Origin of the sequence: Enterovibrio calviensis DSM 14347, from assembly GCF_000621165.1 — a bacterium.
In the GTDB taxonomy this organism is placed as follows: Bacteria; Pseudomonadota; Gammaproteobacteria; order Enterobacterales; family Vibrionaceae; genus Enterovibrio; species Enterovibrio calviensis.
Genome location: NZ_JHZA01000001.1, coordinates 725,545 through 739,495, shown reverse-complemented (window position 1 = coordinate 739,495; position 13,951 = coordinate 725,545). Strand labels below are relative to the sequence as shown.

The 13,951-nt window shown below is 48.6% G+C and carries 12 protein-coding genes; 6 read left to right on the top strand and 6 right to left on the bottom strand.

Features of this window, described 5'->3' with window-relative positions:
• Positions 1–43 precede the first annotated feature (43 nt).
• Complete coding sequence (locus Q365_RS0103255) at positions 44–403, bottom strand: winged helix-turn-helix transcriptional regulator (RefSeq protein WP_028021998.1); 360 nt, start codon at positions 401–403, stop codon at positions 44–46.
• A gap of 465 nt (positions 404–868) precedes the next feature.
• Here Q365_RS0103255 and Q365_RS0103250 point away from each other — a divergent pair, with 465 nt between their 5' ends.
• The gene (locus Q365_RS0103250) at positions 869–1,453 is read left to right on the top strand and encodes an NAD(P)H-dependent oxidoreductase (protein ID WP_028021997.1); all 585 of its coding nucleotides are present in this window, start codon (positions 869–871) and stop codon (positions 1,451–1,453) included.
• Positions 1,454–1,455: 2 nt separating this feature from the next.
• Positions 1,456–1,995, top strand: a complete 540-nt coding sequence (locus tag Q365_RS0103245) for a redoxin family protein (RefSeq protein ID WP_028021996.1) — start codon at positions 1,456–1,458, stop codon at positions 1,993–1,995.
• 115 nt (positions 1,996–2,110) lie between these two features.
• Here Q365_RS0103245 and Q365_RS0103240 read toward each other — a convergent pair whose 3' ends face one another.
• Complete coding sequence (locus Q365_RS0103240; RefSeq protein WP_028021995.1) at positions 2,111–2,485, bottom strand: DUF7079 family protein; 375 nt, start codon at positions 2,483–2,485, stop codon at positions 2,111–2,113.
• Positions 2,486–2,565: 80 nt separating this feature from the next.
• A complete protein-coding gene (locus tag Q365_RS0103235) occupies positions 2,566–3,198 on the bottom strand; it encodes a LysE family translocator (RefSeq protein WP_028021994.1) in 633 nt (210 codons plus the stop codon).
• A gap of 106 nt (positions 3,199–3,304) precedes the next feature.
• On the opposite strand from Q365_RS0103235, the gene Q365_RS0103230 reads away from it, so the two are divergent.
• The 3 genes from Q365_RS0103230 (at position 3,305) to Q365_RS0103220 (ending at position 6,018) form a co-directional block, all read left to right on the top strand.
• A complete protein-coding gene (locus Q365_RS0103230; RefSeq protein WP_028021993.1) occupies positions 3,305–3,742 on the top strand; it encodes a thiol-disulfide oxidoreductase DCC family protein in 438 nt (145 codons plus the stop codon).
• A 213-nt stretch (positions 3,743–3,955) separates the two neighbouring features.
• A complete protein-coding gene (locus Q365_RS0103225) occupies positions 3,956–4,654 on the top strand; it encodes a PilZ domain-containing protein (RefSeq protein WP_028021992.1) in 699 nt (232 codons plus the stop codon).
• 71 nt (positions 4,655–4,725) lie between these two features.
• Entirely contained in the window at positions 4,726–6,018 is a 1,293-nt protein-coding gene (locus tag Q365_RS0103220; protein WP_028021991.1) for an alpha/beta fold hydrolase, read from the top strand.
• A 72-nt stretch (positions 6,019–6,090) separates the two neighbouring features.
• On the opposite strand, the gene Q365_RS0103215 is transcribed toward Q365_RS0103220, so the two are convergent.
• Entirely contained in the window at positions 6,091–7,998 is a 1,908-nt protein-coding gene (locus Q365_RS0103215) for a methyl-accepting chemotaxis protein (protein ID WP_028021990.1), read from the bottom strand.
• A 453-nt stretch (positions 7,999–8,451) separates the two neighbouring features.
• Here Q365_RS0103215 and rarD point away from each other — a divergent pair, with 453 nt between their 5' ends.
• On the top strand, positions 8,452–9,351 hold the full coding sequence (rarD, locus tag Q365_RS0103210) for an EamA family transporter RarD (RefSeq protein ID WP_028021989.1): 900 nt from the start codon (positions 8,452–8,454) through the stop codon (positions 9,349–9,351).
• A gap of 90 nt (positions 9,352–9,441) precedes the next feature.
• Here the strand turns inward: rarD and Q365_RS0103205 are convergent, their stop codons facing one another.
• The gene (locus tag Q365_RS0103205; RefSeq protein ID WP_028021988.1) at positions 9,442–12,591 is read right to left on the bottom strand and encodes an efflux RND transporter permease subunit; all 3,150 of its coding nucleotides are present in this window, start codon (positions 12,589–12,591) and stop codon (positions 9,442–9,444) included.
• A 6-nt stretch (positions 12,592–12,597) separates the two neighbouring features.
• Complete coding sequence (locus Q365_RS0103200; protein WP_035024301.1) at positions 12,598–13,719, bottom strand: efflux RND transporter periplasmic adaptor subunit; 1,122 nt, start codon at positions 13,717–13,719, stop codon at positions 12,598–12,600.
• Positions 13,720–13,951 lie beyond the last annotated feature (232 nt).

Here is a 13,951-nt window from a genome sequence, read left to right as displayed (position 1 = left end):
ATTGCTTCACGAGTGGAAAAACAACCTAGTGATAAGGGATTACCTAAACCCCGTACTCTTCTGTCCAATCTCTCAGTTTTTCCAACACACACAGTGCGGAGCGACCAAAATCCGTAATTTCATAGCTGACCGCAATCGGGCGAGTACTCAACACATTGCGAGTCACAAGCCCGTACTGCTCCATTTCCTTAAGTCGCTGATCGACCATTTTTTTACTCGCGCCACCCAGTTGGCGACAAAGGTCGTTAAATCTCACTGGCTGATCTTTCAGATGCCACAGGATAGACGCCTTCCATTTCCCACCAATAATGCGCATACCACGTTCGATTGGGCATGGCTCAAGGCAAACCGCCGGCTTTTCTTTTTCTGGCATTTCAGCAGGCGCTTTTTCGGTATTTGCCATACTTACTCATGCCTCCTTGTTAGCGTCACTTTCGCTTCGTGCTTTTCTAGCAGTCACCAAAAGTAACCTAGTTAACATATGTAACTAATCGTAACAAAGCGACTGAGGGTTTTTCAACCGCATACATCGTTGCCACGTGTTAAGTTTGGCCATAACCAAAATCTAATAGAACGAGTAAAGTCAGAGAGTTATATCGTTTATTTTAGAAAAGTATCGTCACAAAAGTAGGACTGATGAAAAAAGAACTAATTTAGGACTTCCTTAGGTACAGGTCTGTTCTGTGTGCATATAACACCGCAGACATATCCCGTGGAAGGAACAAAAACACCGACCGACATCGGTCAGCTTTGGCAGGTCTAGAATGCGCGAAAATAGTGACTAGGTTACAAAAAGTACACTGATTGACAGGAAGGATTAAGGACAACAAAGTAGCACGGAAAGTTTACATCACAGGGAAAAGCAAAGATGAACATCCTGATCATTAATGGACACCACTATTACCCGTTTTCAGAGGGAAAACTCAACGCACACATGATTGATATCGCGACCTCAACCCTAAGCGCGATGGGTCATGATATTCAGCATTCCGCTGTCGACAGCGACTATGATGTGCAGCAAGAGATCGAAAAACATCAGTGGGCAGACACCATCATTTTGCAATCGCCCGTTAATTGGATGGGCGTGACATGGAAAATGAAGAAATACATGGATGAGGTCTACACTGCGGGTATGGCAGGCCAACTTTGCAGTGGTGATGGCCGTCATCGTGGGACTGACGATCAATACGGAACCGGTGGAACATTAAGCGGCAAGAAGTACATGTTAGCGCTGACATACAACGCCCCGAAAGAAGCCTTCGACAATGCGGACCAGTTTTTACTTCAGGGGAAAGGCGTGGACGATATGTTCCTTCCGATCCATCTGAATTTCCGTTTTTTCGACATGACAGCGCTCGAGACGTTTGCATGTTTTGATGTAATGAAAAACCCGACGATTGCCGATGACGAGATACGATTTAAACACCATCTAGAACAACAGATAGGAGCGTAACAATGCCTTATACCAACAAACTAGAAGCGGGTGGCACATTCCCGACCATCACACTGTCAGATCTGGATGGCAATGCACACACCTTGGGTAAACCGCGTGAAGGCGCAACATGGCAAATGGTGGTGGTCTACCGAGGTCGCCATTGTCCTTTGTGTACCAAGTACCTTAATCAGCTTGAAACCTTCAAGTCAGCCCTTGCCGATATTGGCGTGGACATTCTTGCTGTTTCTGGCGACAGCCAAGCACAGCTTGAAGAACACCTGTCTCGCATGGATGTGTCGTTTCCGTTTGTTTATGGCCTGAACGAAGCGAAAATGCGTGAGTTAGGCTTGTATGTGTCGCTGCCGCGTTCGGAGCAGGAAACAGACCATAACTTCGCGGAACCTGGCCTCTTTGTCACCAATGAGCAAGGCACTGTGCAAGTGGTGGATATCGCCAACAACCCGTTCTCTCGACCAGACTTACAAACCCTGATTAACGGATTGACCTGGATACGTAACCCAGACAACAACTACCCCATCCGTGGTACTGCGCCGTATTAATACGCATCAAGCGGCGTTTATGACGCAAGGTTTTTGGATGTAAAGTGCTTTGGTGTAAAGTGCTTTGGTGTAAAGTGCTTTGACATAAAAAAGGGGCGCTGTTCTGCGCCCCTTTTTATTGTTGAAATGCAGCATCAGCGTTAATGACCGACTTCAGCGTTTCCCATTCATCAGAAAAACGTCGTCGCAAATAAGTCTCCAGCCACCGAGCTTTAGTCGTTCGCCACCAACCTGCTGTCGCCTGCCGTCTTTTTAGTCTCTCAATGTCTGTCAGCAATTGCTTCCTATCAAACATTGCCCAAACAGGCGGCACGGGCGAATTGAGATTTTGATAACAAACGGGCGCAACAAAACGAAAGAGGGCAATTTCTACCTCGGCAAGGGGGAATTCGCGCGCCACCGCCGCGATATGTGCGTACTCCACGTCGTTATCAATAAACAGATCTGACAAGGCATACATCAAATCGTCTTCGGTCGCTTGTGTGGTCATTTGGGCTCTTTCATTTCAGCACGTGTTGAGCGCGATATGCGTGACAACGCCCGACGACGCGTACCTTTCATCGTCTTCCTTTACTTTGTGGTGCTGGTGAAAAGTAACTTCAAGCCAAACACCAACATCACCGAACCCAACACCCTATCAACCCAATGGCCGATTTTCTTGAATTTTGCTTGTACCGAAGGTTTTGAAAGCACCATTGCCACCGAACCAAACCACACCATTTGAACAAACATCATCCACGCACCCAGCAACGCAAGTTCAATGACTGGCATGTCTGGCGACAACACCAGCGTGAAGACAGAAAGAAAGTACAACGGCGCTTTCGGGTTGAGCGCGTTACACACAAATCCCATCGAGATCAGTTTGCCCGCAGAACGCGGTTTTACATCAGCTTGCTGCTCATCATCACCGACCGAGGCTTTGCTACGAATGCCTTTCCAGCCAAGGTAAATCAGGTAAGCGGCTGCCAAGTATTTCATCACAGATAAAATCGCGGACGATTCACTGATCACTGTCGCCAATCCAACAGAGGAATAAATAATGTGGACGGAAAGGCCAAGCGCAATACCTAAACTCACGAGCAATCCCGCACGACGACCGTGCACCAAAGACTGCTGTGACACCATCACGAAGTCTGGCCCCGGTGAAGCTGCCCCCAGTAAATGCACCAGCGTTAAGGTTAAAAATGCCTGATAAAATTCCATGTCGTCACTCCCGTGGTTATTTCTTGTTCAACGAGTGATATTCTGTCAATCCGAATCGAATTCAACGCCGTATCATAGTTTATTGCACTTTACAGGAGCTTATTGAATGACGCTCACAGTTTTCTATGACGGCAGTTGCCCACTTTGCGTAGCAGAAATGGACCAGCTTCGTGCGTTGAACACTCAAAATCACCTGCGTTTTGAAGACATTCTCGCGGAGGATTTTCAATCACGTTACCCAACTATCGACCCCGCTGCTGCAAGCAATGTCCTGCATGGCCTTCTGTCTGACACCGACCAACTCAACGACGCCGACGGGCAACTGCTTTTAGGTTTAGACGTGACACACAAAGCGTGGTCATTGGTGGGCAAAAAACGCTGGATTGCGGTGTTACGTTGGCCTGTCATTCGTTGGTTTGCTGATCGCGCCTATTTGTTCTTTGCGCGAAATCGATACCACATTTCTTACCTCTTCACAGGGAAATCTCGCTGTGAACCTTGCTCAAAAGGCGCGTGTGATCTTCCCCGCTCCTCGTCAAAATGATTCTCTCGCCATTGCATTGAATGCTATTCGCTCAATAGGTATTCAGTTAACACCCTGTTATGGCTTAACTTATTGACTTAAATGATAATTAGCCGCACCATTCTTGTTTAGCGAACCCCGCCGCATTATTTTGCAATTCATTGATCGCGTTATTCGCGCGATCACCGAAGGGAATAAGTCGGCGTATATCAACAATTACCGTTTGCAATAGACATGAAGACGACCGATACCTTAACCCCTTCACAATTTTTGCCCATGTTGCCTGTTGGCACCCCCTTGACGCTTGAACTTCGTTACAAAGACCAATCAAAGGCCTTTGGCGGTGCATCACGTGTGATTGGCTACCGCGACAAGAAATATGTGCTCATTGAAATGCCTGCCGACCGTGAGCTGGGTAAACTGCTTGAAGATCCTTCGATGTTTCATGTCGTGATCCGCGGATTGTCAGCGTCTAAGTTTGGCGATATTTTTGCTTTCCAAAGCCATATTCTGAGCGTCATGCATCGCCCTGAAAAAATGCTCGCCATTGCTATCCCACAATCGATTGGCATACACAGGATGCGGCAGAATCCCCGTTTTTCGATTTCTCGCATCGTTCAGCTCGAATTGGAAGATCGCATGGCGATTGCAAAGCTATCCGACATTTCACTGACGGGCTGTGGCATTCGCGTTTCAAGCAGTGTGTTCGTCGAAAAAGGCCAAGCCATTCGTGTGGTTTTCAACAAGCTGTTCGATTCGCCTATCGCGTTTTCAGGTGAGATCGCCAACGTGCAAGGCATCGGTGATGGCCTTCAATTGGGCGTTTGTTTCAGTGAAAAACCGCCCCACCGCATTCGCGAAGCCATCGCACATTTATTAGCGCAAGCAGAGCTGGCCGATATCTACGAGCAGCTTGAAAACACCGTCGCATGATGTTTTTTGGGTAAATCCCCGTCATGATCTGCTAACGTGGTGTCATATTCACAAATGGCAGTAAGACCCTCATGCAGAAAACATTTATCGACGGTGATTTGCTTTTTCGCCAACATACTTTCGATGTTCCCCTTGATTACACGCAACCGAATGGTGACACGCTTTCTGTGTTCGCGCGTGAAGTGGTCGATCTCGACCGTGATGGGGATGCACTCCCTTGGTTAGTTTATTTTCAAGGTGGCCCGGGTTTTCCTTCTCCACGCCCAGATGCGCGAAGTGGTTGGCTAAAGCGTGCATTGCAACAGTATCGCGTTCTTTTGTTAGACCAGCGCGGCACAGGCCTAAGTTCACCGCTTACCCACCAAACCCTTGCGCACCTGACGGATGAAGAACAAGCGAACTACATCGCGCATTTTCGTGCGGATAACATTGTTCGTGATGCAGAAGCGATCCGCGAAGCGCTGGGCGTAAAACAGTGGTCAACCCTCGGGCAAAGCTTCGGCGGCTTTTGTTCATTAACGTATCTGTCTTTCTACCCTGAAAGCCTCACACGCGCCTATATCACAGGCGGTGTGCCTTCGTTGTCGCGCCCTGCCGATGATGTGTATCGCGCAACGTATCAGCGCGTACTCGACAAAAACCACGCCTTGTTTGCTCAATTCCCATCAGCACAAGTGCGCTGCGCGGAAATCGCGGATTACCTGATGAATAATCATGTCACGCTTGCCAATGGGCAACGCTTTACCGTGGAGCAATTTCAGCAGATCGGCATTAATTTGGGTCGTAGCGGCGCAAACGTGCCCATGTACTATCTGCTTGAAGAGGCGTTCGTCGAGACCGCACAGGGCAAGATGTTAAGCGATACCTTCTTGCACGCCATGCTTGCCGAGCAAAGCTACCAAACCAATCCTATCTATGCCTTCTTGCATGAGCCGATTTACAACCAAGGCGACGCATCAAATTGGTCTGCACATCGCGTTCGTCACCGCTCTTTCCCTGAGTTCAACTATGAGCAAGGCAAGCCGTTTTTGTTTACCGGAGAGATGGTGTATCCGTGGATGTTTGATCAGATGGAGAACCTGAAATCACTCAAAGGTGCAGCAGAACGATTGGCATCAAAAACCGATTGGCCAGCGCTGTACGACGTTGATGCGTTAGCAAACAACACCGTGCCTGTTGTTTGCGCTGTGTATGCGGAAGATATGTATGTTGAAATGGATTACTCACGCGAAACGCTGAAAGGGATACCTAACAGCCGCGCATGGATCACCAACGAGTACGAGCACAACGGTCTTCGTGCTGATGGAGAGAGAATTCTCAGCAAGTTGATGGATATGGGTGAACAGATCGCCAATCTGCCGTAATCGCGGTTTGTTCTCTTAATCCGTACCCAAACTGTCGATGGCAGTTTGGGTACATAAGCCTCCCAAATCGAATTAGAGCTTAAAGCGCTTAACCACGTTCGAGAGTTGGCCGTTAACCTCCGAAATAACGTTGGTTTCATTCATGGAGTGCTGACTGTTACTTTCAATTTCGCTCGCCATCTCTTTGATGGAAGACACCGTTTGATTCAGGTCTTGAGTGATCTGGGTTGTTTCTTCAACAGCGTCGGAAACACGCGCACTTATCTCTTCAATGTTTCCCACGAATTGCGTCATCACATCCAGGCTTTCTGCCACATTCCCTGTTCCTTGTGACGCCAAATGGCAGCCCTGTTTCGTTTGCTCCATCGACTCAACAACGCTTTGGTTTCCTTTGAGCAGACTTTCCAGCGCCGTTTCAATTTCACCTGTGCTGGATTTCGTTCGGCTCGCCAGATTTCTAACCTCATCGGCAACAACGGCAAAGCCACGACCCTGTTCGCCCGCGCGTGCTGCTTCAATGGCAGCGTTCAACGCGAGCAAATTGGTTTGCTCTGCAATATCGCCTATCACATTCAAGATCTGATTGATGCCCGCGGTCTCTTTCGACATTTGATTCACGCTATCAGAGGCCAATTCAACCTCTTGCACCAAGGCTTGTACGCTCTTTTGAGCGCTGTCTACTGTGGTTTTTGATGACGCAGCGGCGTCGTTCGCTTGTTTGATGATTGTTGTCGTTTCCGTCGCCCCGTCCGCCATTGATACAGCGGCAAGGTGCATGCGATCAATTGACCCCACCACCAGTTCGGTTTCAGCAACGTGCTTGGAAAGAATGTGAGCATTTTTGCCGTTAGACGATTTCAGACCCGCAACGTTTTCATCTAACTTTTCGGTTGCTGTGCGCACTTCAATCATCATGGCTTGAAGGTTACCAATGAAGGTGTTTATCCCATTGCCGATTTGCCCAAGATCGTCACTCGATGTCACGTCTATGCGGCGGGTTAGATCAGCATCTCCCGCACTGAGGCCGTCAACGGTCTCACGCAACGCAAGAATCGGGCGATAGAGCATTTGGAGCAAAAGATACGCCGCAACAATGCTCACTAGCACCGCAATGCCACCGACTAAAATGGCAGAGTGTTTTGCTTGATCCAGTGCCGCGAACGCAACCGATGCATCCAATCCCGTCAGGAAATACCAGCTGGTATCGCCCACGTTAATTTGGTGCGAAAAGAACAGTTTTTCTGACGTGCCAACGCTGCCTTCCACCATAGCATTGGGTTGTCCTATTGCCACATCGGCGATGGGTTTCAACCAATCAAATTCCGAGGCTTTTTCACCCGCTTTGATGTTCTCGGAAGACGATGCCAACACGGTAGAATCAGCATTGAGTATGATCGCCATTGCGCCAGGAATTTCGTTTGCGCTCTTCGCCAGCTCATTCAAGAAACCCAACTGCATGTCCACGGAAATCATGCCACTAAGGGTTTTCCGCACGATCGACACCCAATACACATCCCCATCGCTGCCCAAATAGGGCTGGCTCAAAGAAGCACTCTCACTTTCTCTGCCTTGCTGATACCAGCCTCGCGTGGTGACATCACCATTTAGTTTGTGATTCGGCCATGATTCAGATGTTTGATTCCAATACGCCACGCCATCGGTAAACGCCACCACTGAACTGTTCAGGTTCATGGCATTTGCCATGGTATGCGTCAGCTCAATCAATTCTTGAGGGCTGCCTTCAATGGCTTTATTTTCAAACTGCGTACCGAGTTTGTTTAAACCATTCACTTTTTCAAGCAGTAAGCTTTCAATTTTGGTGGCCTGTTTCGACGAGTATGCTTCGCTAGAAGCAATCACCATCCTCTCCAACGTCTGCTGTTGCTGAACAAACGCAAAATAGCTTGAAAGCCCTACCGCAATGGCCACTAACGCAATAATAGAGATCAGCAGCAGTTGCTTAAACCCGAGTTTCGACATCACGTACCCTTCCATCCATGCACTTACATCTCAGCAAAACCCACACTGCTTGCGGCGCGCCTGTTTCACTGGAAGGGTTTGCTCCATCGGCTTCACCTCACACCTATCCCGCAGCAAACACACGTAGCTTTTGACACATATATAACTATATACATCAATCTTAAACATGCGCACCTGAGTGCGTATTGAAATAATACCAGCCGACGAGGAAATGGTATTCAACACCCCAAGACAGACAGAAAAAACAACAATCTCGCAACACGCCGGCCGCGCAAAAAACAGAACCTAAATTATTGTTTTTAAATGCCTAATTGGTAAACCATCGAAAAAACCACATTGGAAAAATAAATGCATAGGGAAATCGCCGTTTTAATGATCTTATTCGGTTTACTATTTTATTTTTCGCCCTACAATCTCGCCTCCTTTTCGTCACTTTCATTCCGGTATTTTTCTATGAATCCGACACGTTTTGGTAACGTGATGGCAGCTATTGCCTTTCTGTTGTGGGGCGCAATGCCGCTTTACTATCAATTTATGCCCAACGCCGCGATGGACGAGTTGCTTGCATTGCGAATCGCTGCATCGGTGCCTTTCTTGTTGCTCATGTTGCAATGGAGAAAAGGAAAATCGCCTACATGGAAATCGCTCACCGCAGACAAGCGCTCTTTTATGTTTGCCTCACTCGCGTCGGTGATGATGTGTGTGTCATGGAGTGCATTTACGTGGGCAATGACGAATGACCGTGTATTAGACGCGAGCCTCGGTTTTTTCATCAATCCTTTATTGGTTATTGGCCTTGGTGTGGTGGCGTTTAAAGAATCATTGAGCTTGGGCCAAAAAGCGGCGGTGTTCTTTGGCGCGCTTGGTTTGAGCTATCAGGTTTGGCAATACGGTGAATTGCCAGTAGCGGCAGTATTGATGGCGGTATTTTTCACTTTATATGGTTGGTGCAAACGCCATGTGAAATACGATGCTATCTCTAGTCTGCTCGTCGAAGCGATTGCATTGATGCCTTTTGCGGCTGTCTATATGGCATATAAAATCGGCACGGGAACAAGCGTCGCAGTATCAGGCGATATGTCGACGTTACTGTTATACCTAGGCGCGGCGCCGATTACCCTTGCGCCCCTGTTCTTCTTTTCTGAAGCGCTTAAGCACGCAAAATTGTCGATGATCGGATTGATGCAATACATTGAACCCAGCCTGCAATTTGTGTTGGCGGTGGTTCTTTTTGGCGAGGCGTTTGATAGTGTCAAAACCGTCAGCTTTGGCCTGATTTGGTTGGGCTTGGCCATTTCAATTATTGAAAGTTTGGTGAAGATAAAACCAAAGCCGGATTTACCGCAAACCTAGTTAGCCATATCTGGACCTAGACCTAGCATTGAATCAAAAAAAAGAGGCATCCTAGGATGCCTCTTTTCACAACGTCAGTGAGCGTAGTACTTAATCTTCCAAATCCACCAGCTTGGTAGAACCACCATGGTGTTTCTCACGCAATCTCTGGATTAAGGCAAAGAAGCCAGGTATGAGGAACGTACCCGCCAACAGCACACAAAGCAGACCGCCTGTTAGCGATATACCCAGTGAGTTCTGACTGATGTGACCTGCACCGCTCGCGAAAATCAGCGGCATGATACCGAGAATGAATGACCAAGACGTCATGTTCACCGCACGGAAACGAAGCTTACCGCCCATCACCGCCGCTTTCTCGATAGAGTGCTCATTCTGTTCGCGTTCATTCTTACCGAATTCCACGATCAATATGGCATTCTTCGCCGCCATCGCAATCAACAACACCAAACCAATTTGTGCGTACAAGTTGAGCGGTGTGCCTGTCATGGCGAGTGCGAGAAACGAACCTAACGTCGCGACGGGAACCACCAATATGATGGCAAGCGGAATACTCCAACTCTCATATTGCGCCACCATAAACAGGTAGATAAAGATCAGCGCAAGAGCAAACGCATAGATGGCAAGGTTGCCCGCTTGCTTCTCTTGGTACGCCATCCCTGTCCACTCGTATTGGTAACCTTGTGGCAGAATTTCAGCAGCAACGCGTTCCATCGCCGCAATCGCATCACCCGACGAATAACCTGGCGCTGGAGAGCCTTGGATCACCGCAGAACGATACATGTTATAGCGCCACGCAACATCAGGTTCAAACACCTGCTCAACATCAATCAAGGTACTGAGTGGCACCATATCGCCCGAGGTTGAACGCACATGGAAACGGCCTAGTGAATCAATGTCATTACGGAAGTCGGCGTCCGCTTGAATCGTCACTCGGTAGTTCTTACCAAACAGGCTAAAGTCATTCACGTACATTGACGCTAGGTTACCCTGAAGTGTCGTGAAGATTTCAGACAGCGGGATCCCTAATTGCTTGGCTTTTTCACGGTCAATATCAATGTAGAAATGCGGCACGTTGGCGCGGAATGTACTGAACGTACGAGCAATTTCTGGTTGCTCATTCGCCGCTTCCATCATTTGCTGCATCACCATGGCCAAATCACCACGGCTTCGGCCCAAAGTATCTTCCAACACGAACTCGAAACCAGATGCTGGGCCCATACCCGGAACCGCTGGCGGCCCCATTGCGAACACGATGGCTTCTGGCAACTGCATCGCAGCAGCGATATTGATGCGGTTAATGATGTCGAAAGATGAATGGTCGCCTTCAAGTTGCTGACGTGTATCCCAATCCTTCAACTTCACAAACATCGACGCACCGTTTGAAGCAGCCGCTCCCGTCAGGAATGCATAACCATTTGCAACGGTTGCACCTTCCACGCCCGGTTCACGCGTCACAATCTCATTAAGCTTGCCGGTCACTTCTTCGGTTCGTGATAGAGACGCTGCATCAGGCAACTGGATGTTAATCAGCAAAACGCCCTTGTCTTCCTGAGGCACAAAACCAGTAGACGTTGTTTTTGCAAAGTAACCCGCCGCACTGACCGCCACCAAGAACAAGACACCCAGAACCGCCGTTTTGCGCACCAAGAAACCTGCCACCGAACCGTATTTGGTGGTGACCTTATCAAGGCCACGGTTAAACGCGGTAAACCAACGAGCATGGTTGTCTTTGCCTTGCTTGAGCACCAATGCACACATCGCAGGAGACAAGGTCAATGCGTTAATCGACGAGATCAATACCGAGATACAGATGGTCAACGCAAACTGGCGATACATGATCCCTGTGATGCCCGGGAGCATCGCAACGGGCAGGAATACCGCCAGCAGTACCAAGGTTGACGTGATGATAGGACCGGTCACTTCTTTCATCGCCAGCAAGGTCGCTTGGCGAGGCGTCAGTGAGGGGTCTTTCGCCATGTTAGTATCAACGTTTTCAATCACCAAGATGGCGTCATCAACCACGATACCAATGGCCAAAATCAGACCAAACAGTGTCACCGTGTTGATGGTGAAACCCGCTGCCAACATGATGGCAAATGTACCAATCAGGGACACGGGGATGGCAACGACAGGGATCAAGGTTGAACGGAAACTACCCAGGAACAAGTACGTAACCGCGATAACTAGCAATACCGCTTCTATCAAGGTTTTCAATACGCCCTTGATAGACTCCGCCACGAACAATGTCGTGTCGTAGCTGGTTTCGTAAGTCATGCCTTCTGGGAAGTTCTGAGACAGATCTTCCAATCGTTCCATCACCAAACCACCACTTTCTAGCGCGTTAGCGTCAGATTGAAGGTTTAGGATCACGATAGAAGCTGGCTGGTCGCGGAACTGACCGTTACCTGTATAAAACTTACGACCCAAAGAGACTTCTGCGATGTCTTTTAGGTAGACCATTGAGCCATCAGCATTGGCACGAACAACCACGTTTTCAAACTCTTCTGCAGAGCCTAGACGCCCTTGCGTGACCAGTTTGAAGGTCATTTCTTGTGCGTTGTTAAACGGTGGCGCACCGATATCACCGGCAGCCACCTGAACGTTTTGTTCAGCAAGCACTGAACGCACATCAGACGTGGTAATACCAAGGTTTGCCATCTTCTCTGGGTTCATCCAAACACGCATTGCGTATTCGCCGCCACCCAGCACGTTGACTTCACTGATGCCTTTCACACGGGCAATTTGGTCTTTTACATTCAAGTTGATGTAGTTAACCAAAAACTGATCGTCGTACTTGCCATCCGGTGAGTAGAAGTTCAGAACCATCAGTAGATCGGGCGAACGTTTTTTCACCGTCACACCCACCTGACGAACTTCAGGCGGGAGTTTTGACTCAATTTGAGCAACACGGTTTTGTACGTTGACCTGCGCCATGTCAGGGTCAGTGCCGATATCGAAGGTCACGTTTAGACTGTAAGAGCCGTCGTTCGCACTCTTGGAAGACATGTAGATCATGTTTTCCACGCCATTCACCGACGTTTCAATCGGGTCAGCGATAGCCTGTTCAACAACCTCCGCACTTGCGCCAGAATAAACGGCATTCACGCTCACTGAAGGCGGACTGATCCGCGGGTATTCTGCAACGGGAAGGTTCAACAATGCGATGAAACCAGCCAGCGTGAGAATAATGGATATCACCAGCGCAAACTTAGGGCGCTGGATAAAAAAGCGACTTAACATATCAGCTTATGCCCCTTGCCCTTGAAGGCGAACCGTCATGCCGTTACGAACGCGTTGCAGACCTTTGGTCAGTACTTGTTCGTCATCACTTAAGCCACTAAGCACAATCACACCTTGGTCGGTTTGTGGACCCAGTTTGACGTTACGACGCTCAGCAATGTTTCCTTCCTGCAGAACCATTACAAAGTCGCCTTCAAGATCGGTTTGAACCGACAGACGAGGCACGACAATGCTTGGTGTCGTTTCTTTATCTTTCACGATAACTTCGACATATTGACCCGGAAGCAAACGGTGCTCAGGATTTGGAAAGGAAGCACGAAGTGCAATGGTGCCCGTCTTCGTATCGATACGGTTACCGAGGTAATCTAACTTACCAGGATATTCATAGTCGTAGCCTTTGCCTAAGCTAAGAAGCACTTCAACTCTGCCACTGTTCCCTTGACCACCGCCAGTCACACGATCCGCGCCTGCACTAAGACGTTGCTTTTCACTCATAGAAAACGACGCTTGCATTGGGTCGAGGCTAACGATGGTGGTAAGCACGCCCGTAGAAGGAGACACTAAGTCGCCCAAACTGGCGCGGCTTTCACTGATTCGCCCTGTAAAAGGAGCAACAATCTGAGTGTGGGATAAATCGAGTTCTGCAGCTTGTAGCTGAGCTTCAGCAGATTTAAGCGCGGCTTCAGCTTGCAGTTTTGCTGCGGTAAGACGGTCAAATTCGGATTGGCTGATACCACCGCGAGGAAGCAGATCTTCTCCGCGTTTAAAATCAAGGTTTGTATTGGTCACACCCGCGTTTGCTTGGGCAACAGCCGCTGATGCGCTCGCCATCTTGGCTTCATAAATTGAGGGGTCAATTTGGAACAACGGCTGACCCGCTTGAACCATTTCACCTTCTTTGAAATGTCGCGCCGTCAGGTAACCAGACACTTGCGGAACGATACTCACGTCTTCAACCGCTTCTGTGCGACCCACAAAGGTTTGCTGCGCTTGATAGTCAATAACTTGTGCTGACTGAGCCGTCACTAGCGGTGCGAAACCGCCTTTCTGACCCGTTTCTTGGCCCCCACATCCAGCAAGCAACGAAGCGCCGATAAGCGCTGGAAGCAACAACTTCCGTTTAATCATGGTTCTCTCCTTCCCCTTTCGCTGACTACACGCCACCCAACAAGGAATTGAATTATTTTTTAATGGAATTATTCGGTCTAAATGACATACGCATTTTGTCTTAAAAAAGGCACCACAGTGACAAAAATGCAGCATACCGCCGGCAGTATGCCAAATGTTCCTTTCTGCTAGCTGTATGAACGGAGAAATTGCGACTAAAACGTAAGAAAATAAGTCAATCAATTAAGGATGG